19 protein-coding genes and 3 pseudogenes are annotated in these 24,117 nt (G+C 59.6%); 11 read left to right on the forward strand and 11 right to left on the reverse strand.

All coding sequences use genetic code 11. The features are described from left to right. On the reverse strand, positions 1-354 hold a 354-nt coding region (locus tag IC232_RS32150; RefSeq protein ID WP_210335534.1), incomplete at its 3' end, for a hypothetical protein. Between the two features lie 741 nt (positions 355-1,095). Here IC232_RS32150 and IC232_RS28155 point away from each other — a divergent pair. Then, a pseudogene (locus tag IC232_RS28155) lies at positions 1,096-1,679 on the forward strand (IS5 family transposase); the annotation flags it as partial. Between the two features lie 21 nt (positions 1,680-1,700). Here the strand turns inward: IC232_RS28155 and IC232_RS28160 are convergent. After that, positions 1,701-2,758, reverse strand: a protein-coding gene (locus IC232_RS28160) for an IS630 family transposase (RefSeq protein WP_409564980.1) whose coding sequence is annotated in 2 segments (ribosomal slippage) — positions 1,701-2,249 and positions 2,252-2,758 — 1,056 coding nt in all. Because the reading frame shifts where the segments join, the coding sequence is not laid out codon by codon here. Between the two features lie 88 nt (positions 2,759-2,846). Between IC232_RS28160 and IC232_RS28165 the strand changes: the two are divergent. Then, positions 2,847-3,062 (forward strand): annotated as a pseudogene (locus IC232_RS28165) (IS5/IS1182 family transposase); the annotation flags it as partial. A gap of 338 nt (positions 3,063-3,400) precedes the next feature. Then, positions 3,401-4,627: a glycosyltransferase gene (locus IC232_RS28170; protein WP_190848264.1), complete on the forward strand. Its 1,227-nt coding sequence runs from the start codon at positions 3,401-3,403 to the stop codon at positions 4,625-4,627. A 198-nt stretch (positions 4,628-4,825) separates the two neighbouring features. Here the strand turns inward: IC232_RS28170 and IC232_RS28175 are convergent, their stop codons facing one another. Continuing rightward, on the reverse strand, positions 4,826-5,392 hold the full coding sequence (locus IC232_RS28175; protein ID WP_190848265.1) for an SAM-dependent methyltransferase: 567 nt from the start codon (positions 5,390-5,392) through the stop codon (positions 4,826-4,828). A gap of 440 nt (positions 5,393-5,832) precedes the next feature. Here IC232_RS28175 and IC232_RS28180 point away from each other — a divergent pair, with 440 nt between their 5' ends. Further along, on the forward strand, positions 5,833-6,102 hold the full coding sequence (locus IC232_RS28180; RefSeq protein WP_190848266.1) for a hypothetical protein: 270 nt from the start codon (positions 5,833-5,835) through the stop codon (positions 6,100-6,102). A gap of 289 nt (positions 6,103-6,391) precedes the next feature. Then, a protein-coding gene (locus IC232_RS28185; RefSeq protein ID WP_190848267.1) for an IS5 family transposase occupies positions 6,392-7,160 on the forward strand; the annotation gives its coding sequence in 2 pieces (ribosomal slippage) (positions 6,392-6,714 and positions 6,713-7,160; 771 coding nt in all). Here the strand turns inward: IC232_RS28185 and IC232_RS28190 are convergent. Continuing rightward, positions 7,150-8,775: a GMC family oxidoreductase gene (locus IC232_RS28190; RefSeq protein ID WP_190848268.1), complete on the reverse strand. Its 1,626-nt coding sequence runs from the start codon at positions 8,773-8,775 to the stop codon at positions 7,150-7,152. The genes IC232_RS28185 and IC232_RS28190 overlap by 11 nt on opposite strands. Before the next feature lie 463 nt (positions 8,776-9,238). Between IC232_RS28190 and IC232_RS28195 the strand changes: the two genes are divergently transcribed. Next, positions 9,239-9,907, forward strand: a complete 669-nt coding sequence (locus IC232_RS28195) for a polysaccharide deacetylase family protein (RefSeq protein ID WP_190848269.1) — start codon at positions 9,239-9,241, stop codon at positions 9,905-9,907. Between the two features lie 142 nt (positions 9,908-10,049). On the opposite strand, the gene IC232_RS28200 is transcribed toward IC232_RS28195, so the two are convergent. Further along, positions 10,050-10,415, reverse strand: a complete 366-nt coding sequence (locus IC232_RS28200; protein ID WP_190848270.1) for a hypothetical protein — start codon at positions 10,413-10,415, stop codon at positions 10,050-10,052. Positions 10,416-10,600: 185 nt separating this feature from the next. Continuing rightward, positions 10,601-11,230, reverse strand: coding sequence for a glycosyltransferase family 2 protein (locus tag IC232_RS28205; RefSeq protein WP_190848271.1), 630 nt, complete (start codon positions 11,228-11,230; stop codon positions 10,601-10,603). 345 nt (positions 11,231-11,575) lie between these two features. Between IC232_RS28205 and IC232_RS28210 the strand changes: the two genes are divergently transcribed. The 3 genes from IC232_RS28210 (at position 11,576) to IC232_RS28220 (ending at position 15,898) form a co-directional block, all read left to right on the forward strand. Next, positions 11,576-12,814 carry a hypothetical protein gene (locus IC232_RS28210; RefSeq protein WP_190848272.1) on the forward strand — a complete coding sequence of 413 codons (1,239 nt, stop codon included), beginning with the start codon at positions 11,576-11,578 and terminating at the stop codon, positions 12,812-12,814. A gap of 4 nt (positions 12,815-12,818) precedes the next feature. Next, positions 12,819-14,405 (forward strand): hypothetical protein, encoded by a 1,587-nt coding sequence (locus IC232_RS28215; RefSeq protein ID WP_246812460.1) that lies wholly within the window; start codon positions 12,819-12,821, stop codon positions 14,403-14,405. 68 nt (positions 14,406-14,473) lie between these two features. After that, positions 14,474-15,898 carry a polysaccharide biosynthesis/export family protein gene (locus IC232_RS28220; protein WP_190848273.1) on the forward strand — a complete coding sequence of 475 codons (1,425 nt, stop codon included), beginning with the start codon at positions 14,474-14,476 and terminating at the stop codon, positions 15,896-15,898. A gap of 525 nt (positions 15,899-16,423) precedes the next feature. Here the strand turns inward: IC232_RS28220 and IC232_RS28225 are convergent. From IC232_RS28225 to IC232_RS28235, 3 genes are all read right to left on the reverse strand, one after another. Beyond that, positions 16,424-17,605: a glycosyltransferase family 2 protein gene (locus tag IC232_RS28225; RefSeq protein WP_190848274.1), complete on the reverse strand. Its 1,182-nt coding sequence runs from the start codon at positions 17,603-17,605 to the stop codon at positions 16,424-16,426. Beyond that, positions 17,599-18,753, reverse strand: coding sequence for a glycosyltransferase (locus tag IC232_RS28230; RefSeq protein WP_246812461.1), 1,155 nt, complete (start codon positions 18,751-18,753; stop codon positions 17,599-17,601). Before IC232_RS28230 ends, IC232_RS28225 begins: the two co-directional genes overlap by 7 nt. 136 nt (positions 18,754-18,889) lie before the next feature. After that, positions 18,890-19,411 (reverse strand): flavin reductase family protein, encoded by a 522-nt coding sequence (locus tag IC232_RS28235; protein WP_190848276.1) that lies wholly within the window; start codon positions 19,409-19,411, stop codon positions 18,890-18,892. 258 nt (positions 19,412-19,669) lie between these two features. On the opposite strand from IC232_RS28235, the gene IC232_RS28240 reads away from it, so the two are divergent. Next, positions 19,670-20,332, forward strand: coding sequence for an exopolysaccharide biosynthesis polyprenyl glycosylphosphotransferase (locus IC232_RS28240; RefSeq protein ID WP_246812462.1), 663 nt, complete (start codon positions 19,670-19,672; stop codon positions 20,330-20,332). Between the two features lie 1,091 nt (positions 20,333-21,423). Here IC232_RS28240 and IC232_RS28245 read toward each other — a convergent pair. Then, a complete protein-coding gene (locus IC232_RS28245; protein ID WP_190848278.1) occupies positions 21,424-22,383 on the reverse strand; it encodes a hypothetical protein in 960 nt (319 codons plus the stop codon). 253 nt (positions 22,384-22,636) lie between these two features. After that, positions 22,637-23,197, reverse strand: a pseudogene (locus tag IC232_RS28250) (transposase); the annotation flags it as partial. 73 nt (positions 23,198-23,270) lie between these two features. On the opposite strand from IC232_RS28250, the gene istA reads away from it, so the two are divergent. Then, a partial coding sequence (gene istA, locus IC232_RS28255; RefSeq protein WP_190848279.1) for an IS21 family transposase occupies positions 23,271-24,117 on the forward strand: 847 nt, incomplete at its 3' end.

Consider the following 24,117-nt stretch of genomic DNA (forward strand, 5'->3'; position numbering starts at 1 on the left):
GGCGCCCCCAGCCAGCCGATGGGGCCATGAGGCCGGAAATTCCGTTCGGCCGTGGTCCAGCGTTCGGGGCAGGTTCAGAAGCCGGAAAACTCTAACCAGAGGTGGTCCAAACTTCGGGATCGGTTCAATCAACCAGCGGACTCCAGCTCTGAGCGGAGGAAACTCAGGGCTCACGTCACGGCGCAGCAGAACGATTTCAAAGAGGCTCTGCTTTTGCTCGCTTCTACTCGCGCCGCGTGTTACGGCCGGGAAGCGAAAGCTGTGCGATTTGTTTGTACTGACCCATGTTTGGTTGTGGGCTGTGGACCAGCGGTAGATGTAAGCCTTCTGCAGCAGGTAGACGGCCAGCTGCAACAGATCTCGCCCTGACAGGATCCCGCGCCCGAACCTCACTCAAGCCAGCACGGCTGCAGCCACAGCAGCGCGAGGCCCGCATCCAGCAGGCTCAAGGGCGGCCACCGCGATGCGCATGTCAGCGGCTAGAAGCTCTGACAAGAGCTCTTCTCGCAGGTGCTGCAAAGACTTTGATCGCAAACATCATGGGCGGAAGAGATCCGGTGGCCCTCGCAAGGGACAGCATGGTCTGTACCACAACATTCGTCGTCTTGTTTCTGGATGTCACGACCACGCGTTCTAACATTCCAGCTGTCGGAGGACTGTTCAATCGCTGTCATCCTGTGAGATTTCGCAACCTCGGCGTTTTGCACTACATGTTTGAAGTTGCAGGATGGCTTGCAATTTCCTGAGCACATTTCAAGTATCCTTCTGTGCGTCTATGCTGGCCTTTATAAGTCCCAAGTCAAATCGCCTATGTGTTGCAAAGCAAGTAGGCTCATGGCTCCAATCGGCTCAAATGAACTGAATGCTGCTTGAGAAATTTGGTTACTGCTTCCGAATACGGTTCCGCATACATAAGGGTCGGGACAATTTTCATACTTGGCTGCTATGCTGTAAGGAGTTTCGATCAAGAACTACTATACATCTGATCCTGCAGCGGATCGTAGCTGACCGAGCTAAGAGCCCGTCCCGAAAAGGGTTGAGTGGCCGAGGCCGGTATGATTCCAGGAGGGTGGTGAAGCCTGACCTGGAACCGCAATGTGGACCCCGACCACCCGGCGGCAGTATAGCCGCGACGGCTTGCGATACGAAGCCGATTTGACCGATGCCGAATGGGCGCTGATCGCGCCGCTCCTGCCCGAGCCCCACGCCCGCGCCTCTGGCCTGTCCGGGAGATCCTGAACGCGATCTTCTACGTGCTGCGCGGCGGCATTGCCTGGCGGCTGTTGCCCTCCGATCTGCCGCCCAAAAGCACGGTCTTTCGCTGGTTCAGCCTGTGGCGCGACACCGGCCTGTTCGAGACCATCAACCACCTCCTGGTTATAGCGGATCGCGAGCGGGTCGGGCGGGAGGTCTCGCCCACCGCCGCCGTGCTTGACAGCCAAAGCGTTAAGACGGCGGAGAGCGGCGGCCCAAGAGGTTATGATGCCGGCAAGAAGGTGAAGGGCCGCAAGCGCCAGGTGATGGTCGATACCGACGGGCGCGGTCTGATCCTGGAGCCACAGCCGGCTGACATCCAGGACCGGGACGGGGCCTGTGTGGTCCTGCGCCTGTCGCGGCGCTCCTTCCCGTTCATCGCTCAGGCCTTTGCCGACAGCGGCTATACCGGCGACGCGCCGGCTCATACCAACCGGCGCTGATGCTCATGCATTGGCCCAGTCGCGCAAACCGATGGACATGATGGTCCAAGGTTGGTCAACGAGCTTATTCCAAGCCCCGCAGCAATGATCGAGAATGTCCGTGTAGGACGTGAAGATCCGGTTGGAGATCCAGTTCTCCCTCATGTACTGCCAGATGTTCTCGACCGGGTTCAACTCGGGCGCTTTGGCTGGCAGCGGCACCAGGGTGATGTTGGGGGGCACCTTCAGCTTGCGCGAGACGTGCCAGCCGGCCTGATCGAGCAGCAGCACCGCGTGTGCCCCGGGCGCCACCGCTTGCGCAATCTCGGCCAGATGCAGCGTCATCGCCTCGGTCGTGCAGCGCGGCAGCACCAGGCCAGCGGCTTTGCCCAGGGCTGGGCAGATCGCCCCGAAGATGTACGTGGAGGCCGTCCTCAGATCCCGGGGCGCCGAGGGACGGGTGCCGCGCCGGGCCCAGCGCCGGGTGATCTTGTTCTTCTGGCCGATCCGCGCCTCATCGGCAAACCAGATCTCTAGCGGCTTGCCAGCGGCCTCGCTGGCTGCGATTTCCTTCAGACGCGTGGGAAGCTCTTTTTAAAAACCGCCACCGCGGCCTCGCTCTTGGCGTGATGGCGCGGGCGGGCCGACAGCTTGCGGTAACCGAGCGCCCGCAGTTCGCGGCCCAGCGTCGTCTCGCTCACCGCAATCCGGAACTCGCCCCAGAGCCACTGCACCAGGTCCTTCAGCCGCCAGCGCACCACCCCGTGAACAGCCGGGATCGGGCCACTCTCCACCAGGGCCAGCAAGGCCTCGCGATGGAGGGCGCTCATCTTGCAGACATTCCCCGGTGCCTTGCCGTCGACTAGGCCTTCGGGTCCGTGGGCGTTGAAGCGCACCACCCAGTCGCGCACCGTCTGCAGCCCGACCCCGCCGACCCGCGCCGCCTTGCTCCGCGTGCCGCTGTCGTAGACCTCGGCCAGCGCCAGCAATCGTCGGCTTTGTCCAGCATTACGGGTCGATTTCGCCGAAGCCCGCAGCCGGGCCGCATCATAGTCCTGGCGTAGCTCGATCCCTGGGCGCATGGCGAACCTCCTGGTCGCCAGCATGGAATCAGACATGCGCCCGACTGAAAACCCTGAATGAGTCAGCCTTCATGCCGCTTGGTATCAGGCCACCTCGATCCGCATCGAGATCGTCAAGAAGCCGCCCGATCAGGTCGGCTTTGCGGTGCACCCACTCCGCTGGGTTGTTGAAAGGTTCTTCGCGTGGATCAGCCGCAACCGACGGCTCTGGAAGGATCCGGAGGCCACGCTCGCCTCAGCCCGCGCGTTCCTCTACGCCGCTTCTGTCATGCTCCTGGTCCCCCGCTTGGGACGGAACTCATGATTACGGGACGGACTCTAAGTCTACTGCTGGACATGCGAAGTTTGTCGGGCCGAAACCGGCATGAAAGTCGTTTGGCGCGAACAAGAGTATGTCCACTTTCATAGGTCGCTGATGAAGCTTATAGATGTCCTGTCTCTAAGCTGCCTCAATCCAGTGTCCGGGTATCGTGCACCCGTTCTTAAACTGGATGATGAGTGTCAATCGATTGGCTCTCGCATGTAGGAGTGCGCGTCAGTATGGGTTACCCAGAATAACCGCTTCAGGACAAATCTTGATGGTGCATGATGCTTCCATCAAGCTCAGAAGGCGATTGCTGCGGATTTCTACCAGAGGCTGATATGTCCAAAGAACCGACGTTGGTCCTTGTTCCTGCACTACCAGTTGCGCAGTCGGAGAACGCTTTTGTCCTCACGCGCAAGTTCATTTCGGGTGTGCAGGAGCATCAACGTCTATGGCCGGGTCCTGTGGATGTCATCATGGAGCCGACATCTACGGTGGGAGACAATCTCGACAATATTACTGTAATGCGGGAGGATTTGCCCTTCAACTTGATAGTTCTGCCGCACGTTGCCTCGGAGATGGAGGAGTTCTTGCTTGGCGCTGCGCTCGTGATGCTAACTGTACATTACCGTCAGGCGCATCTCGCTGAGGTATGTGCACGATTAGGCGTACCGTGCGCATATGCCTCTGAGTACTCACTGCGTACGCGTCTCCAGATCGCCCGCACTGCGACGTCAAACCCCCTCAAGTTGATTCGTAAGGCTATGTGGGAACTTGGTCAGGAGCGACGAAATCGAAAGGCGATCATCCATGCGACAGGAGTTCAGTGCAATGGCACTCCCACCTACGAGGCGTACCGAACTCTTAACTCAAAAGCGATGCTCTATTTCGACACGCGCGTAGACTCGAGAATGCTTGCGGACGAATCCACCCTTCAGCAGCGCTTTGAGGCCCGCCGCACTGGAGGAAAGCTTCGGCTTGTATTCTCCGGGCGCCTCATTGCAATGAAGGGTGCGGACCACTTGGTGCGTGTCGCTCACGCGCTGCGGGATCGTGGACGGCCTTTTGAACTCTTTATCTGCGGCACGGGAACACTAGAGCAGCAGATGCGAGAGGACGTAAGGAATCGTGGATTGGCTGACCTTGTGCACTTCAAGGGCAACCTCGACTTCGAGCGAGAACTAATGCCGTTCGTGCGGGAATATGGGGACCTGTTCATCTGCTGTCATAGACAGGGTGATCCCTCATGCACTTACCTTGAGACTATGGCCTGTGGGGTGCCTATCATTGGATACGATAACGAGGCGTTGCGCGGCATCGTATCGGCGAGTGGTGCTGGCTGGACCACACCCATGGACCGTCCTGGAAAACTGGCAAAACTCATCGTGTCCTTGTGTGACCAAGAAATCGAACAGCAGAGTCGCCGTAGCCTCGCATTTGCGCATGACCATACTTTCGAGAAGGAGTTCGAACGACGTATGGCGCACGCTCGGAACCTTGCTGGGCTCACATCATCTGGTCCCATCTTGGCTGACGCAGACTCCGCAGGGGGACCTACGCTATAGTAAGCGCATCCTGGCCTCGCAAATGAGGCCTGAACCACAGTTGTGATTGACCACCTACGGGCGTCCATGGGGCGGTGACGCTTATCATCGCCGACGATTCCGACCAAGGTCAAGCAGATAGCCAGGAAGAGAAAACCTAGCCGAGTTGCTCTAACCAGACCATATATCAACCTGACGGTTCCAGGCGGCTAGAGCTACTTAAGCCCGGAAGGTTGCGTATGACTTTGGCACTCCTAGTATTCTCTCTGTTACGATATCGCCGTCTGGAAAGTGCTTCTTGATCTGCCTTTGCGTGAGAACGGTAGTGCCCTCGATCATCTCACACCAAGCGGGAATTGTCTTGCGCCAGCGTTGAATAATGACCCGCTTCAAGGCAGGCGGATAGAACCACCAGAACGGCAGTCCTGTATGAACCTCTAAAGGAAAAATGATGGACGGGGTTTGTACATAGTACTTCGGCGCGAGGCGCCTCACCTCCGTTGCGAATGCGGATTGTTTTTCCAGTCCGCCAACGTGCTCAATACAACTATTGCTGAAGGCTACGTCAAAGCTGTTGTCCTCAAGATCTTCGAGTGCTGTTGCGTCGCCTTCTAAAAAAGTGAACTGATGCGGTCCGACAGGAGTCTTCGATATTTCAGCCCCTGGCAAGTTCACGATGGTGATCACCAGAGGCACCTTGACATGCTCCCAGATGCTAGCGGAGCCACCTAAATCAATGACGCGATCACCGGGCTGCAGCTGAAGCAGACGGCTGAAATCTCTCATCCGCCCTTGCCGCGTGAGCGGCTGAACTACCTTTTTTAGAGCCTCAAAGCTATGGAGGCGAATATATCTAATCACAGCCTTACTCCCCCACCGGCAGCGATTGCGTAAGTGGTCAGCCAAAATACTTGAACTCAGGTGAGCTCAAGTCAATCACTGAGGCCCGCGTAACGGGTTCGCAATGGTACTACCCCCAATTGCGGATCTTCCCCTGAGTTTTCGTACAGGGTGTTAGGGGCCAATTGTGATAAGGGACGGACAGATGAAGCGGCTGCGCATGTCGACTGGGGTTCTGCCAGCAACTCAACATCAAGCTTCACCAGGCGCTCAGCCGCAGCAGGTGAATATCCGAAAGGAGTTCAAACGTTCCGCGCCGGAATGCCTACTGCAGTTGCTCCGGGCGGTACGTCGCGGATCACGACGGCATTCGCGCCGGTCTGAGCGTGTTCTCCGACCATAAACGGCGCAAGCACCTTGGCTCCGGCACCGATATCTACATGGCCGGCGATGCGGGGAACCCCACCATGTGCCATACCGATCGTGACTTGCTGGAAGATGAGGCAGTTGGGGCCGATTTCGGCATCCGGATGGATAACGACACCGTTCGGGTGAGGAATAAGGAGGCCGCCGCCGATTTAGCAGTTAAGGGGTATATCGACCCCTGTCACGATGCTCCAGAAACGGTGACGCAACACGGCCCAACTCCGCTGTAGACTTGCCCAGGGAGTGTTCGAACCGGAAGCGTGTTGATAGGCGCGAAGACTGGCAATCAGTGAGCGGCCTGGATCCCAAGTGGAAAGGGATTTCTTCTCACGAGAATAATAGGGGTCCTTGGATGAAACGGTTGGAGGTTTCAAAGAGGAAACGTGCTCTGCCTGGTTCTTCATTGACGCCTCGTGGATGGAACTCAAGTTCAAACGTGGTTTCTATGGGCTAGGGCGTGTTGTCGCCTGAACTGATTGGATCGGTTTGCGTTTTGCTCCTCCGCGCTAAGGAGGAGCAATGCTCAGCGACGGACAATGGGCTCTTCTGGAGCCCCTGATTGTAGCGTGCCGGCCGAAAGGCAAGACCCCGCCACAGGACCTGCGTCGCACCCTTTCGGCCATTCTGCGGCGGCATCAGAACGGCGCCAAATGGCGGGCTGTCCCTGAGGAACTGGGACCCTGGTGGCGTGCCGCCCAGATCTTCATCCGCTGGGCACGAGCTGGCGTCTGGGAGCGCTTGCTGAACCTTGTTCAGGAGTGCGGGGTCAAGCTCGGCATGGTGTTTCTTGATGGCACAAGCGTGCGGGCCCACCAGAAGGCCGCAGGGGCTCGCCGAAAGGGGATCTCAAGCTGAGCGAGATGATCGTGAAGCACTTGGCCGCTCTCGTGGCGGCTATGGCACCAAGGCCTGCGTGATCGCCGACGCCTCCGGCCACGCCATTGGGTTTCGGATCGCGCCTGGGCAGGCGCATGAACGACCTCATGCCATCCCGCTACTGGAGCAACTGCCGGATGTGCCAACATGGGTGGTCGGGGATCGCGGCTACACCAGCCATGCCTTTCGTGAGTACATCTGGAGCATCGGCGCACGCCCCGCCATCCCGCCGCAGCGTCATGAGGCGCCGGTGGCCTGTCCCGAGTGGATCTACAACAACCGCAATGTCGTCGAGCGGCTCTGGGCCAGATTGAAGGAGTGGCGAGCCGTGGCAACCCGCTACGAGAAGACTGCCTCATCTTTCATGGGCATTCTCTGCCTCGCCGCTACACTCGATTGGATCAAGCGATGACACGCCCTAATGGCACGACGGCCTCCTTCAGGCGATCGCTCAAGGCTCTGCCGACGCGCAGAGCGTTCGCGGCAATCGTGAGACTGGGATTGGCCCCCCCACTGCTCGGCATGAACGAAGCGTCGACTACGTAAAGATTGTCTACCTCATGAGCCTTGCAGTTCGCGTCCAAAACGCTTTCCGAAGGATCGTGGCCGAAGCAACATGTGCCGCAAGGATGACCGTAATTGAGCTGAACTTCAATCTGGAGCGGAAGGACTTTCAGTCCGTTAAGCGCTCTCCTGACAGACCTGCGAGCTGTCTGGGTTCTGTCCCGCAACTCATCGGGCACATCGTAGCTGACGCAAATCCGTGCGGGGTCGTTCTCGTCGAGAGAGACCCTATTCTCCCGATGCGGAAAATCTTCGATGATCATTGTGAAAATTGTGGCTCGGCCGAGCAACAGGGTGCCAATCTTAGCAATCATACGCAAAAGAGGCCGTAATGGGTATACTCGGCGGAAATGGCCGCGGTCAAACCATGTGAGCATAAAGCCGTAAATCTCGCTATAACCTGCAGAGAGGCCTGTAGATTGCAATATGCCCAGCCTCTTTCCCTGATGTATGTAGAAGTTGCGAATGCCAATCACCTTACGGGGTCCGGCGACTGCCGCTTTCTTCTTCGGCCATATGGCGATCCATTCATTCGCGTGGAACATCAGATTGCGTCCGACCATTCCCGAACCGTTCGCGAGGCCATTCGGCCAGGCGCTGTTGCGGGAGCGGAGCAGTACAGCGGGGCTGTGATAGGCACCCGCCGCAAGAACAACTGTCTTGCCGCGGATGCTATAGTGCTGTCCCTCATGATGGCATATGACCGATCGCACCCGCTCCGAATCCGCATCGAGCCTGACGACTTCACATTCAGGCAGCAGGGTTGCGCAACCGGTTCGCATGGCGGGGTCGAGGCAGACGGACCGAGCGTCACTTCGACAGGTCCGCTCACATCGCTTGCCGCCGCATTCTAGACACCCAGGCTTGTATCCAAATCCTACGTGGAGACGGTAAGGATCAAGGCCTGCTTGCGAGAACGCTTGCATGAAATGCCTATCGACAGCGCTCGCAGACGGCGGAAGGCGGAGCATGTGTTGTGGCTGGTCGGACAATGGATCCGGTGTGCCAAAGACTCGATAAAGGCGTTCGGCCTCTTCGTAGTATGGCAATAGATCGTCCCAACGGATTGGCCAGCCGCCAGTTGGGTGGGGGTGATCGTTAGTGGGTTCGAGATCGGAAGGCTCGAAGCGCTCAAGGGTTGCGGCGTATAAGAGCGATGTTCCACCGACTCCGCATCCCAGCGGCGCGAAGATTTCACTCTCCCGGCCATTGACACGCATGCTGATCCGGTTAGGCCAATAGGCGGATTCGAGCCTCTTCTCCGCATCCTCCTGACGCTCGTCCATCGATCCTGGGCTAGAGAAGTGGGCTTTGCCTTTCTCGATGAACAGAACCCGATGTCCTTCCTTTGCGAGCCTATAGCCGATCGTGGCGCCGCCCACACCTGTACCGATGATGATCGTGTCCCACAGCTCATTGGCGATAGAACGGATATGGGCCGCGTTATCAGAGATGCAGGTCATCTGCTACCTTCCTCTGGCTCACGTGCAGTGCAGGAGAGCGCACCCTATTGGGTCGCGTCGATGATCATGACCGATCAGGACTCATCTTCTCACGAGTCCAGCGATCTGTCATTGCCAAGCTAGTGGTGACATAAGGCGCCGGACATCATCCATTCTCGCCGGGTCGGAAGCTCAACGTCCGATCGACAGAGATTTAGAATGAAAAATCAAAAAGCCTAAGTTCATATTCCACTGTGAGGCTGACGAAATCCGCATGCGAAGGAACATCAACCTATAAGGGAGCAGACCAGAGGAGTTTGGCAAAGACAAATATTCTCATGAAGTACCTCTTTCTGACAGTGAGTGAATCTAAGGAAAAAGTGTGCAGTCCCCCGGCAGATGATTGCCTGAATCCCGTGTTGACCTCTCGAGGATGCGTGAGTGACCTCAAGTTGAATGGCGGCATTTGGTGAGGAGGTGGGGCGTGGATCTCAGTTTAGGCCACAGGATCGTCAAGAAAGTCACGGGGAGTCTCAACATTGCTCCGCTCGAAGTTTCGCCGGAGTATCCTCTCCTCACATTGACCTTCGACGACTTTCCACGAAGTGCTTGGCTTGAGAGCAGATGGCTTCTCGACGAATACGGCGCCAAGGCAACATTCTATGTAAGCGGCTCCTTCTTGGCCCAGAGGGACGGAGGCATCGACTTCTTCACAGGTGACGATCTGGCTGAAGTCAGCGCGCATGGACATGAAGTTGGATGTCACAGCTATTTCCATGAAAGCAGCATCCTGCAGAGCGCGAGCAGCGTGGAAGCATCGGTTTTGAAGAATACCGCGATTATTCGGGGCATCCTTGGCGCTTGCGATCCAAAGACATTTGCTTATCCTATGGCCACGCGTCACTTTCGGCACGCCGAATGCTTAGGAAGCAATTCGAAACGTGTCGAGGCATCTGCCGTCGGTGGAACATGCGCAATTTCGACCGTTCTCACATTCCCAGCGCCGGCCTTGAGAGCCGACAAAGATACCGGAACTACTGGTCTCGCATCATCGAGGATGTCGCTCGCCGCAGGGGCTGGCTCACAATCTTCACCCACGATGTCAGCAACAATCCAACTGAGTATGGTTGCACGCAGGGGGAGTTGCGCCTGATCCTTGAAAAGGCGAAGTCGTACGGATTTTTGATGGTATCCATGACAGACGCATTTCGCCTTTCGTCGAGACTAGCCTGAAACGGAGAGCGCTCGACGCCTAATGCTTGGGAGGGCCATCTAACTCGGAAGAGATAGCGTTTTTACGATCTGTCTGTTCTGACCCATGTTTGGCTGTGGGCTGTGGACCAGCGGTAGATGTGGGCCTTCTGCAGCAGGTAGACGGCCAGCTGCCACAGATCCCGTCCTGACAGGATCCCGCGCCCGAACCTCGCCCAGGCCAGCACCAGGCTGGCGCCCGCCAGTCCGCCTGCTGCCGTGAGCACCGCCAGCGGCACCAAGCTGAAGCCTGCCAGCCCGGCCAGCAGGGCCGCCAGCCACAGCAGCACGAGGCCCGCACCCAGCAGGCTCAAGGGCGGCACCATCACGTCAAGCGCCAGCGCCAGGAGCGGCCAGTTGCGGGTGCGCAGCGCCCTGGCGAGCGCGCGGGGGCCTTCGCCCAGCAGCACCCGGGTGGAGCCGATCTCCCAGCGCCGCCTCTGGGTGAGGAGGCCGGCCTGCGAGGTGGGAAAGGTGCTCTCGACACAGGCCTAGGGGCAGAACAGGGGCCCATGGCGCTCTCGGCGAGATCTAGGCCGAGCTTGACGTCCTCCACCAGATGAGCGCTGGCCAGGCGGGCGCGGGCGATCAGGGGCTAGGCGAAGGCCATGCCGGTGCCCATGAGCTGACAGGGCAACCCGAATCGGGCCAACCCGAGCGGTCGCACATAGTTCTTGAGAACCCAGGCCAGTTCCTGAACCCGGCGCCTTGGCCCTGCTCGCGCGGACTTCATGATGTTCAGGGCCTGGGTGGGGCGGCCTGTGGCGAGGGCCGCCTGGGCGAGGGTGAGCACGGTGCCCGGCGCGACGCGGCGATCGGCGTCGATAATGATCACTGTCTCGGGCGGATCCTGCCTCAGGTGGCGCATGCCCCAATCAAGAGCATAGCCTTTACCGCGGTGGTCCGGATCGTGACGCTCGCTGACCTCGGCCCCGACCGCCCGTGCCACAGCGGCGGTGTTGTCACTGCAGTTATTGGCGACCACCAGCAGGCGGTCGCCGGGCCGCAGCTGCGCCTCAATATCCTGCAGGGTGGGCAGGATGCCGGCCTCCTCATTGTGGGCCGGCACGATGACCGCGATCGGTCCGGGTCTGATGGAGCCGCCGGTGCGGAACGCGAGGCTGGCACGGTTCTTGAGAGTGGAAGCAGCCAGAATCTCGGCCACAAGAATGGCCGAGGGAAGACAGACCAGAGAGGCGAAACCGTCCAGTGCGACTTCTAGCATAGACTTCACACCGCCTTATCGGGCTGCGCATGCTGCACGTATGGCCTCAAGCGGCTGGTGCCGGTTTGATCGGTCCGCCGCGAAACGAGAGGCTCCACGTTTTCAATGCCGTCATAAATCCTTACAATATGAAATTTGGCAGCCGCTGATTGTGATGTAAATTACTCCTTTTTTCCTCTGTTCTGCCCGTATTCCTACTTGGGTAATCGACTGGTTACCTTCCTAATATCACGACATCTGTTCGATCCAGCTTAAGAGTGACGTGTGGGATTCGTCCTTATGCCTCCATTTGATCGGCTAACGCCGCGAAACTACTCGCGTCGCCGACGCACGCTGGCGAGGGTCATGAAGACCGCACGTCATGGGGTTCTGGTTCTCGCGATGGCTGCAAGTGCGGCCGAGGCTTGCCGGGCCGACGACAGGGCGAGCCTGCCCAAAGGCGAGCTTGAGCCAATCTTGGGTTTTCCATTGGCGGCTCGGGAGGAAGCACGGGTTTTCGTATCAGGGCATAGCCTTACGGATCACCCGTTTCCGGACTATCTTGCGATGATCGCTGACAGTTTGGGCACGCCTGCCGTCTGGAATCAGCAGAATCTATTCGGTTCCTCGATCCGCGAGCGTGTCCGTGGGCGCGGTGCGGGAGAAACGGGTTGGGCAGGCTACAGCCAGGGGGAGAACCGCAACGGCGCGGGTCTGAACGTGATCGACGAGCTGCGCCAGCCGAAAACCATCGGAAGCGACCGTTACGATGCGCTCATCATCACGGAGCAGCACACGCTGCTGGGCTCGCTGATCTGGAACGACACGGTCCGCTATCTCCGGCATTTCCACGATCGCCTAATCGACGGCAACCCGGAGGCGACCAGCTATCTGTACCATTCCTGGATCAGCCTGAACGACAAGGACGATCCGACCCGATGGATCGCTTACGAGCGTGAGGCTTATTGGGCATGGCAGTGCGTGGCTGTCCGGATCAACCAGTCCCTGGCAGCTGAAGGGCGCACGGACCGGGTGTTGCCGCTGCCGGCAGCGGCTTCCCTCGCGGCCCTGGTGGAGCGTGCAACTCGTGGCGCCGGTCTGCCCGGCATCAGCGGGTCGAGCGTGCGGCAAACCATGGATCGGCTGTTTCGGGACGACGTGCATCTGACCTCGTTGGGCACCTATTACACGGCGCTGGTGAGCTATGCGACCGTGTATCGCCGCTCGCCGCTCGGCGCCTGGGCACCGTCGGACATTGAAGAGGCGCAGGCCGCCCTTCTTCAGCAGATGGCTTGGACCTTCGTAACGGAGAGTGCCGGCGAAAAAAGCGCCGCCTCGCTTGAAGCATGTCGCGCCTTCGTCAGCGAGACGTTCGTCTACACCTATTGGTCTTACGTCCGGGACACCTACTGGCGCCAGGAGGGCAGTGTCGTCCGGGCTTACGCAAAGTGGCTGCAGCATCTGAGCCGCTGGCGTTACCGTTTCTCGCGCGGCGACTATGACAACCCTCTTACCTACAACGCCGCTCACGACCGCGCCTACTGGTACCCCCCGCCGGGTCGAGAGGCCATCGCCGTCACCCGTCCCGTGTCCCAGGAACGTTGAAACCATGATTTTCTCCAGACGAATCAAGACCAGGGCGCAACGCATCGTATTGGCTCTCGCCATGTCCGGCGGCGTCGCCTTTGCCGGCGAGGCACAGGTCGCGGCGCCGCCCGCAACTCGGGAGTCCCTTGTGTCGGCGCGGTTGGGAATCAATCTGGCCGGCGTGACCTACTGGACGACGGAGCATCCGTTCGCCAACTTGGCTCTGCATGCTTCGCGCTGGCGGACCCAGCCTTTCGGAAAGCCATTCACCTGGGATGCCGCACTGCCACCCATGACGGACGACAATTATCCGAAGGAAGTGCCGCAGGGGGCCGCCATAGAGAGCTTCCTCCTCGGCACGTCGGCTCGGGGCCACCTCCCCAAGGAGTTGGTCGTCCTGTATGACGGTAAGGGTCGGCTGAATTACACGTTCGGCGCGCGCCTGAAGCAGCGCGAACCGGGGCGGGACCTGATTGCCGATCTCGGCGTGCAGGTGGTGGAAACCGATCCTGCGGACCCGGTGCGGAACATCCGTCTGTACGAACCGAATGTCGCGGCCGATCCGCCGACGTTCCGCAAGGCCTTTCTCGATCACTGGGCCGGCATGTCTGCCTTGCGCTTCATGGACTGGATGGACACCAACAACTCGAAAGTGCGCCATTGGGCCGAGCGTCCCCGCAAGGCGAACTTCACCCAGGCCGAGGGCGGGGTTGCCCTAGAATACATGGTCGAGCTGTCGAACGTGCAGAAGACGGCGCCCTGGTTCTGCATTCCGCATCTGGCCGACGACGACTACGTCCGCCGTTTCGCCGAGCAGGTCAAGCGGGAGCTCGATCCGTCGCTGCCTGTCTATGTCGAGTATTCCAACGAGGTCTGGAACGGCATGTTCGAGCAGGCGCGATATGCGGCCCAGATGGGCAGGGAGCTCGGTCTCTCGTCCAACGCGTTCGAGGCGCAGCTCCGGTATTATTCGCAGCGCACGACGGAGGTGCTGAAGATCTGGGAAGAGGTGTTCGCCGACCAGAAGGCCCGAGTGATCGGCGTCTACGCCACCCAGGCGGCCAATCCCTGGACGAGCACGACGGTGCTCGTATGGAAGGATGCGCGCCGCTACGCGGATGTCCTCGCCGTCGCACCGTATTTCGGCAATGCCCTGGGCGACCCGGAGCGGCAGGAGGACGTCGCAGGCTGGTCGGTCGATCAGGTCATGCAAGTTCTTGCCCGTGAGGTCGAGACGGGGAACCGGCAGATGATCGAAGCCCAAGCAGAGGTCGCCCGCGCCACGGGTGTGCGGCTCATCGCCTACGAGGGCGGCCAGCATCTTGCCGGCCATGGCGGCGCCGAGAACAACCCGCGGCTTGAGCAACTCTTCCTCGCCGCCAACCGGCACCCGAAGATGAAGGAGATCTACCTGTCCCATCTCCGGAACTGGCAGGCGGCCGGAGGCGATCTCTATGTGCTCTACAGCTCGATGGGGCCCTATAGCAAGTGGGGAAGCTGGGGCTTGCTCGAGACGGAGCAGCAAGCCCCGTCCACCGCGCCCAAATGGGAGGCGGTTCAGCAGTTCATGCGGCAGACCGCGCCGCTACCGGGCCAGACCGGCGGATAGCCCAGCCCCGACAGGTTCGGTCGCCGCCGCTTTCGTCATACAGGATTTCAAAACTACAGGGGCATCTCGTGTCCATCATCTCCACCGACCGACCTGATCCCCTCATTCCGGCTCGAGGGGTGCGCCATCCCGACGGCGAACGCGCTTCCGCAGTCACCGGCCCGAACCTGGACCTATCCTTTTCCAAGGACCTGCTCCACTGTGCCGCCAGCGCGGGACGCAGGATGATCAGCACACGGTTGACCATCGTGGCGGGTCTCGCCTCGGTGTGCGTTGGACTGTGGATTGCATCCGCGGCGGCGCAAACGGCTCCCTACCGGTTCAAGGCAGGGGATCTGATCGAGGTCTGGGTCGCGCAGCAGCAGACCCTCAACCGCCAGGTCGTCGTCAGGCCGGACGGGCGCATCTCGCTTCCACTCGCCGGCCACATACAGGCCGAGGGCATGACCCCCGAGGACCTCGAGGCAGCGCTGATGCAGCGGCTTCAGGACTACTTCAAAGACAGGCTCAACCTGACCGTCATGCTAAGCCCGGCTCCAGAACAGGAGCCTCCGATGATCTATGTCGCCGGAGATATCGATCAGCCGGGCGCCTATCGGTATCGGTCCGGAATGACGGTGCTCCACGCGGTCAGCGTCGCCGGCGGCTTCTATCGGGCCGAGGCCGAAGGCGATCGCGATCGCGATCGCGCCATCGAGGTGCGCGGTGAGTTCGAAGCGGCCCAGCGGCAGCTCAGCAGCCTTCTCGTTCGGGAGGCAAGGCTCCAGGCCGAGCTCAACGACCGGAGCTCCGTCGAGCTGCCGGCTGAACTCGCCGCGCACCAAGACACTGCCGTGAAGGAGATCCTGCAGCGGGAGCAGGCCCTCATGGACAGGCGCCGCCAGAAGTATCGCGGCCAGATCGAGGCGGGCGAACTGCTCAGGGATACGGCCAAGCGGGAAGTGGACGCGGTCGGCACCCAGATCACCACGACCGAGAACCAGATCGACCTGACCAGCCGGCGCTACGAGGGCATCAAGTCGCTGGTCTCCAAGGGGATCGCCACGGACTCGCGCCTTTTGGAAATTGAGATCGCCCTGGAGGAGCTCAAACGGACTAAGTCTCAGCAGCAGGCGGATCTGACCCGGGCGCAGAGCACCGTCATTCAGAACACGGCGTCTCTCCCAGATCTTCAGAACCAGCGCCAGATCGAACTTCAATCTGAGTTGCAGCAGACGAAACGTGATCTCGATGAGGCTCGTGCGAGGCTCGAGACGAGCCATGATCGCCTATCACGCTTCGACGGCACCCGCGCTGCATCCGACCGCCTGAATTCGGCGCCTGCATCACGGCATTATGTGATCCTACGCAGCGAGGCGGGCAGCATCCAGGAAGTGCCGGCCACCGAGCTCACCCAGATTCGGGAAGGGGACCTGATCAGGGTCGATCCGGTCCCAGGGGCCTCGGTCGTTGGGGCGCGGCCGCGCCGGGATGCCCGCCGCGAGCGCAGCTGACGGGGCTGGAAATCGATGCAGCATCATTGCGTCGGTCAGGCCTGTGGGGTGTTCTGAGAATCTGACCTATGACACAGGCCTTGTCTTGAGGAACAGACAAGGTCTGTTTTTCCTCAGAGGGGATCTGGTGCTCCTGAGGGCACCCGCCCTTTGGGCTTCAATGATCCTTCTCAGAGATGCTATCTGAGTGCGGTCCACCTTGGGAACACTACCTTATCCTGAGGAGCCCGCTTAAAGCATCGTGCCGCGTCTGACGGCCTAGTGCGCAGAAGTGGACTCGATTTTCCGGCAACACAATGCAGCAATACAGATAATCGAGAGCATCGGATAATTTCCATAAATCATCCGATGCTCTCGCGGGCGTCTCCAAGGATGACCCAGTGCAGGCGGGAAACGTCCCCTTTTGCCCGGATCAGGTCCAGGCGAGCCGCTCGAAACGGTGCTTCACACCTTGTCAGGATGAGGGCTGCGGTAGAGGCCCACGGGCGGCAGTTCGACAGGCGAGGGATTCCGATCCTGCGGATCTCAGGATCTGTCGGTGCGGATCCATTGTGGGCGCTGCCCTGGGCGCCGCAGATGGATCTCGATCTTCTGGCGCAGGTAACCCAGCAACTCCCCGCCGTCGCGCGCCGTCATGATCTGGCGCCCGAACCGCGCCCAGGCCAGCACCAGGCTGCTCGCTGCCAGCAAGCCCGCACCCGTGGCCAGCATCAGTGGCGTCAGGCCGTGCCCGGCCAGGGCCGCCGCCGCACATGCAAGCCATACCAACCCGATCGCTCCGCCCAGCAGGCTTAGGGGCGGCACCAGAATGTCGAGCGCCAACACCAGTAGGGGCAAGTTGCGGTGCTTGAGCCCTTGCCAGAGCGCCCGCGGCCCCTCGTGCAGCAGCGTGCGGGTCGAGCCGACCTCCCAGCGCTGGCGCTGGGTGAGGATACCGTTCTCCGAGGTCGGAAAGGTGCTCTCGATATAGGCGGAAGGGCAGAACAGCGGGGCCCAGCCGCGGGCGGCGAGATCAAGACCGAGCTTGACGTCCTCGACCAGATGGCCGCTGGCCAGATCAACGGCCGTGAGAGCCTGCCAGGGAAAGGCCATGCCGGTGCCCATGAGCTGGCACGGCAGCCCAAGCTTGGCCAGCCCGAGCGGTCGCACATGGTTTTTAAGCACCCAGGCAAACTCCTGCACCCGCCGCTCCGAAGCCCGAGAGGCCGCTGTCATAGCATAGAATGCCTGAGTTGGCCGCCCGGCCGCGAGAGCGGTTACGGCGAGGGTGAGGATGGAGCCTGATGCTACGCGGCAGTCGGCATCGATGATGACCACGGCCTCGGGCGGATCCTGCCGCAGATGGCGCAGGCCCCAGTCGAGCGCATAGCCCTTGCCGCGCCGTGCCGGGTCGTGGCGCTCGCAGACCTCAGCTCCGGCCGCCCGCGCCACGGCGGCGGTGTTGTCGGTGCAGTTGTCGGCCACCACCAGCAGGCGATCGCCGGGGCGCAGCTGTGCAGTAATGTCCTGCAGGGTGGTCAGGATGCCGGCTTCCTCGTTGTGGGCGGGCACCAGGACCGCAATGGGTCCGGGTCTGGTGGAGCGGCCGGTGCGAAACGCGAGCTTGGCAGGGTTTTTGAGAGCGGAGGCGCCCAGGATCTCGAGCGCGAGAGTGACCGACGGCAGACAGACCAAGGTGGCTGCAAGAGTCAGTATGATGTTCAGCATAGGGCCTCTCGCTTCGTTGTCGAATAGATCAAGCGCTCGATCTTTTCCACCTCGCGGTTTACGTCGTGACGTTCGAGGACGCGCCGTCGCGCGGCTGCCCCCATATGTGCCCACGTCTGAGGCTCTGTGGAGAGGGCCTCGCGCATGGCCTTGGCTAGCAATAGCGCGTCACCGGCAGGCACGAGCCAGCCGGTCGAGCCGGGGACGACGAGCTCAGGAATGCCGGCAACGTAGGTTGACACAACCGGCCGCTGCATGGCCATGGCCTCCATCAGGACAACAGGAAGGCCTTCGGCAAAGCTCGGGAGGACGAAGACACGGGACTGCGCGATTTCGCCTTTGACACGATCACCGGAAATCCAGCCAGTAATCTTGACGATATCGCTGAGCTCGAGCTCCTCTATTCGCTTCTGAATTTGCTTTCGCAACGGGCCATCACCCGCCAGAACAAGCTTGAATCGAAGGCCATCGGCCCGGAGTTTGGCTGTAGCCTCCAGCAGAAGGAAATGACCCTTCTGTTCAGCAAGACGAGCAACGCAAACGAAGCTGGGTTCTGGGATCCCGTCAACCTGCTGTTCGGGATAGGAATTGCAGTCCAGCCCACAATGGACGACGTGTAATTTGGCCCATTGATCGAGATCAACCCATCGCTTCAGCTGGCTTTGCCCGTAGGAACTCACGGCCACCACGAACGCTGCCGCCCTTATCTTTTCTGCTAGCGCAATTGATTTTGGCCCATCGAATTCCTCCGGTCCATGCACGGTGAGAGAGTAGGAGATCCCGGCAATCAGATTGGCTAAGAGAGCGATCGTGGCCGGGTTCGTTCCAAAATGGACGTGCAGATGTTCTACTTGGTCGCGGCTGCACCAATCGACGATCACGGCGGCTTCGATGAGGTAGGCGAGATGTCGAGCGAGGCCGCGATCTGATTGGAAGCCGATGCGCAGGCTCGCCCCGAGAGCTTTCACCATGCCGAGCGGATGCCGGATAACAATTCGTGCTAGTGCTGCAAGAATGTCCGACAGCGGCTGGCGAAGAACATGCCTAGTCTTAACCTTCTCGGCGAGGTCGCCTTTGTCGACCAGTTCGTCTTCTCGGCAGCTCAAGGCGTAACGCAGGACCGTGTTACCGCGGGCTTCAAGGGCCAAGATCTCTCGCCGGATGAAGCTGTGAGACGGAGCAGGGTATTGATTGATTAGATAGGCAACTCTCATCTCGAAACCACTTCCAATCTCGCGCTAGTAGATAAGAGTACTGCGGCCACCGAACACAGGGAGGGCAGCATCAAACCCCTTGATAATCCCCTGCGCGATAAACCAGCGCTCGACGATTGGGCTCAGAACGTGCGGCTCGGACGGCCCCAATAAATACGGTATGTGTGCCGTGGTCCAGGAAATTGATGATCTCGCAGTCCAACACCGCAATGGCACCAGCGAGCACAGGCGCTCCTGTTACTAGCGACGTCCACTCGCCCTCTGAGAAGCGCTCGATCCCGCGACGCCCTGTGCGCCCTGCAAAGGAATCGGCGAAGAGGCGATGCTCAGCTGCTAACACATTCACGCAGAAGCTGCCGTGTTGCAAGATCGCCTTATGGCCTTCGGTCGCTTTGTTGACGCAGACAATGAGGCTTGGAGGCTCGACCGAGAGCGAGCAAAGCGCCGTCACCGTCAAACCTCGGCGCTTCTTACCCTGGCCTGCAGTGATGATACTGACGGCGGAGGCAAGCTCTCTCATCGCCAATCGAAATTCCATGGCTCCCGCAAATGGCGTCGCCACAATTGAAGCGGTAGGTATGTGCTTGGTCATCCCCGGTTCCGTCTAAGCCTCTTCTAACGATCTTGCAGTCGTTCGCACTTTACTCAAGTCAAGCCGCTCCTGCGTTGCGAAACAAGTAGGTCAGAGGCTTCGGCCAGCTTATTTGAACTGAATTTCTTAGGAAAAGATGGTTACTCCTCTCGGCCGCGTTCTTTCACACCAAAGAGTTGGGACCATTTTCGTATGCAATTGCTACGCTAAGCGAAATCGAACGGCTAAAGTTTGATCCAATTCATAGTGGAGATGCTCTTGGTAGCCCGCAACGACGCACCCGCATTCAAATCTGAACCTAGAGACAACTTAGTCTATCAGTTTCTGGCAGAGTACGACTTCAAGTACATCTCCGATATCGGGCTGGCCGCCCTGGCTCTTATCTTCCTAAGCCCATTGCTGCTAATAGCGGCGTTGGCCATTCGCCTGGACTCGAAAGGTCCCGCTATCTTCAAGCAAACTCGCACTGGCTTGCGAGGGTTCACATTCGAGATCTACAAGTTCCGTACGATGAGCGTGCTTGAGAATGGACCTTCAGTGCAGCAGGCCACGACGGACGACAAACGAGTGACCCGCATCGGTCGCTGGTTGAGGCGCACAAGTATCGATGAGCTCCCCCAGCTCTTGAATGTTATTCGAGGGGAGATGTCACTGGTGGGACCACGCCCTCATGCGCTGGCTCACGACCAGTATTATGGCCAAAACATCCCGGACTATTCCGGGCGGTTTGCGGTCAGACCCGGCATAACAGGATGGGCTCAGGTGAACGGGTCACGCGGGGAGACTCGGACGATTGCTGATATGCAGCGTCGCATCGAGCTTGATCTCTGGTATGTACGGAACCGCAGCTGTACTCTGGATTTCAGGGTTCTGATGCGGACCATCGTCTTGGAAATCGCTCATCGCGGACGTGGCTGCTGATGGTGAAATCCGTCAGACCTGATACGCCAGCACAAGATCACGCCGCTGTTGCAATACGCGGGAGCACTCAGGAAAGGCGAGCACGTACTAAGAGCCGCAACTTCCCATTCTGGCGAGGGAGCATCAAAATACTGGTCTATTCTAGGCTAGGGCTTGTTCCGGCTTAACGAAATTGGCGAAGTGTCTGTGAGGATTTGATGCCGTTGGATGATCCGTTCCCGATTGAGAGTTTTCCTGCGCGTGTCAAAGAGGCGATCCTGTTGGAGTTCAACGGGCGCCGTCCCACAGTTCGCGAGGTGGCAAACGTTTCTGACACCAGTTGGCTGCAACTCCCTGGCATCGGTCTGAGAACGTTGGTTGAGATTCGATACCTCTCCGGGAGGATTCCCGGAAAGAAGAGTCTTTTCGCACACCTTACCGACGCGGAATTGATAACCAAGTGTGATCATCTGCAAAAGGAGTTTGGCAACGCAAAGAAGGAGATTCGCAGCCTGCAGGGTCGCATCGATCACCTACACCACGAGCTTAATGCAGTCAAAGCTGAGCTCAGACTACGGACGTCTTCTCCTGTCGGGAGGATAACAAGCGCATCGGACCATTGATCGACTTCTCATGATGCTCGATTACTACAAGCGGAGTGTCGCCAACCGTACGGGGCCGTTAGGGATGCGGTTAGGCCAACGATCGATCAGGCTGTCTGGGGAAGGTCCGGTCCTGACAGATTTTGCTGAAAAACTCTCGGGCGCTGCTTTGTCGGTCTATTAGTAGGGCCTGTGTGCCCGATTAGGCCCAGCATCCTGTACGTCGAGCATCCGAAAAACGGCGCTTGCGGAGTTTTTCACCATTGGGTAATGGGGCGGCTCTCCCTGGATGCCGATAACATCGGCTGGCCACGTGCACAGGAGAGCAGCCATGGACTACTATGGTGGTTTAAAGCCCGTCCCGAAATTTATGGCGAGGCCAATCTGCGGACTATTGGGCTACAAAGCACATGGCGCTCAAGTTCACAGCAGAGCAGAATATGCCCCCGTGCTACCCGAATGCGGCACGGCGGCCGTGAGGCTAGACAGCCCAGGAGATCGCTAGGAAACTCAGATGTAGCGGAAGTCATCCACACTGAGGCTGGCAGTGCCTGCAATCTTAAGATTGTGAATGTCATCGAAGCCAGCGAGCTCGCTGAAATTCACATAGCGCGCGCCATTAGGTCCCGACGCATCTACCACGAAGGTCTTCTGACCGATCATCTGGTTCGCGTCGTTGTAAGCTGTAACGGTTACGTGATTGTTGTCGGACGCCGAAGAGAAGAAAGCGCCCTCGAAGTCGAAGTTGGACCAGTCTCCCGGGGCAATCAGGAGAGAATGTGCATAATCTCCCTCGTTGTCGGGAGCGAGAACGCTCTGGCCTGACGAGGACACGTACTCCGAGCCTGCTCCAGAGACAGCACCGCCCTGGATGACAAAGCCGTTGTAAATGAACCATCCGTTTGCGGCAGTGTATCCAGATCCACTGTCAAAGTTCAGGATCTTGGCGCAGTCGCCAGTCCCCGTGTTCGCAGGATAGCCGCCTTCCATATAGCCAGAATTATCACGAATGGTGTTCCAGTGCTCGAACAGAGCCTGATACTCAGCGCCAAGTGTGGCGTTATAGACGTTGTCGTTTGTGGTGTCCGTGTCATTGAGGCCATAGACACTCCTCACGATGTTGATGATTTGTGACGTTCTATAAAAGTAGCTGGTGCCATCGACGAGCGTACTGTCCTCAGATGAGTTCAAGAGAGCGGCCGTCGCTTCACGGATGAACGCGTTATCACCGCCACCTTGGATGCTGAGAGCCTGAAGTAGGGTCGGGCTGCTATAGATAGTCCCGTTTTTGCCCGGCGCCGTCCATGACGAATTGATCCCGAAGATTGACTCGAATGACTGACTGGAGGAGTAGCCGTCCCAGTCAGATGTATGGTTTTTCCAGTAGCCATGGGAAAGCCCATCATAGAACGCATTACACACTTCGAGGTCTGGAGTGGGCGGCGGAAGAACGATAACGTTACCAGTCATAGGGCATCTCCGTTCCTTTAAATTGGCTACGTCTAGCTTAGCAATTCCATCCACTTGGTTTAACAGCCACCAAGGCTGAAGACACTCGGTACTTTGAAGTAATTCCTCTGGGAGGGTTCTTATCTTATAAGCGAGATTACCGACTAAGCCGAAGTTTCCCATTCAAACTAGCTTCAGCAGGCGCGCTCCTGCGATGATGAGCTGTGGTCGAGGGCCTCCTCAGCAGCGTTAAACTGAAAGTCCGGCCCGTAAATCACGACCACCGTCCCAAGCGGCGGACGAGGAGCATGACGGAAGCAGCGTAGAGGAACGCGCGGGCTGACGTGAGCGTCGCCTCGGGGTCTTTCCAGAGCCGTCGGTTGCGACTGATCCAGGCGAAGAATCTTCCAACCATCCAGCGGCGTGGATGCAGCGCAAAGCCGACTTGATCAGGTGGCTTCCTGACGATCTCGATGATAATTGAGGTCGCTTGGGTGGGAGCCTCTCCGGCATAGCCGCTGTCGGCAAACCCTTTGACGATGAACGGGAACGCACGCCGTGACAGGCGCAGAACCACACAGGCGCCATCGCGGTCCTGAACGTCAGCAGGCTGGGGCTCCAGGATCAGGCCGCGTCCGTCGGTATCGACCATCACCTAGCACTTGCGGCCTTTGACCCTCTTGCCTGCATCATAGCCTCGCGGTCCGCTGCTCTCATTGGTCTTCACGCTTTGGCTATCGAGCACGGCGGCGGTGGGCGAGGCCTCCCGCCCCACCTGCTCCCGGTCGGCCATGACCAGCAGATGGTTGATGGTCTCGAACACACCAGTGTCCCGTGTCGGCCGAACTGAGAAACTGACCCCCTGACGAAGCGAAGAACTGACCCCCTCCTTGGCAGAGGAGGAATAGATGTCGACCGGGGTTTCAGTGGATCCTGCATTGTCGCGGACGATGTGGGGAGAGGAGATGCTTCAGGCTGAGGAGGTGGCCGCGATGCTGCGGCTGCATGGGCTTGGCTGGGGAGCCAAGCGGCTGGCGAGGGAGTTCGGCTGCGCGCGGAACACGGTGCGGCGGTATCTGCGCGAGGGCGGGGCTGTGGCGTTCCGCAAGCCCGTGCGCCGGACGGCCTTCGACGGCCTGGACGACTGGCTGCGGGAACGGTTCTTTCGGCACGGCGGCAATGCCGACGTGGTGCGCCAGGAGTTGGCGAGCGAGCACGGGATCGTCATCGGGCTGCGCTCGGTGGAGTTGCGGGTGCAGCGCTGGCGCCGTGAGTTGAAGGCGCAGATGCGGGCAACCGTGCGGTTTGAGACGGCGCCGGGCCAGCAGATGCAGATCGACTTTGGCGACACGCGGGTGTGGATCAGTGGCGAGCGGGTGCGGGTGCACCTGTTTGTGGCAACGCTAGGCTACTCGCGCCGGCTGCATATCCGTCCCTCGCTGCGGGAACGCCAGGCGGATTGGTTCGAGGGCATGGAAGGCGCCTTTCTGCGCTTTGGCGGGGTTCCGGCCGAAGTACTGTTCGACAATCCCAAGGCGCTGGTTGAGCATCACGATGCGGCCACCCGGGAGGTGCGGTTCAACGGGCGCCTTCATGCCTTTGCCCGCTACTGGGGTTTTACCCCGCGCGCCTGTGCGCCCTACCGGGCGCGCACCAAGGGAAAGGACGAGCGCGGGGTCGGCTACGTCAAGAAGAACGCCGTTGCCGGCCGCCGCTTCGAGAGTTGGGCGGCGTTCGAGGCGCATCTGGACCGGT

Source organism: Microvirga sp. (assembly GCF_014699075.1).
In the GTDB taxonomy this organism is placed as follows: Bacteria; Pseudomonadota; Alphaproteobacteria; order Rhizobiales; family Beijerinckiaceae; genus Microvirga.

What these genes read in the sequence shown, in the direction of transcription:
- IC232_RS28170 (WP_190848264.1), top strand. Translation starts at nt 3,401, where the DNA reads ATGTCCAAAGAACCGACGTTGGTCCTTGTTCCTGCACTACCAGTTGCG.
- IC232_RS28175 (WP_190848265.1), bottom strand. Translation starts at nt 5,392, where the DNA reads ATGAGAGATTTCAGCCGTCTGCTTCAGCTGCAGCCCGGTGATCGCGTC.
- IC232_RS28190 (WP_190848268.1), bottom strand. Translation starts at nt 8,775, where the DNA reads ATGACCTGCATCTCTGATAACGCGGCCCATATCCGTTCTATCGCCAAT.
- IC232_RS28205 (WP_190848271.1), bottom strand. Translation starts at nt 11,230, where the DNA reads ATGCTAGAAGTCGCACTGGACGGTTTCGCCTCTCTGGTCTGTCTTCCC.
- IC232_RS28210 (WP_190848272.1), top strand. Translation starts at nt 11,576, where the DNA reads ATGAAGACCGCACGTCATGGGGTTCTGGTTCTCGCGATGGCTGCAAGT.
- IC232_RS28215 (WP_246812460.1), top strand. Translation starts at nt 12,819, where the DNA reads ATGATTTTCTCCAGACGAATCAAGACCAGGGCGCAACGCATCGTATTG.
- IC232_RS28225 (WP_190848274.1), bottom strand. Translation starts at nt 17,605, where the DNA reads ATGCTGAACATCATACTGACTCTTGCAGCCACCTTGGTCTGTCTGCCG.
- IC232_RS28235 (WP_190848276.1), bottom strand. Translation starts at nt 19,411, where the DNA reads ATGACCAAGCACATACCTACCGCTTCAATTGTGGCGACGCCATTTGCG.
- IC232_RS28245 (WP_190848278.1), bottom strand. Translation starts at nt 22,383, where the DNA reads ATGACTGGTAACGTTATCGTTCTTCCGCCGCCCACTCCAGACCTCGAA.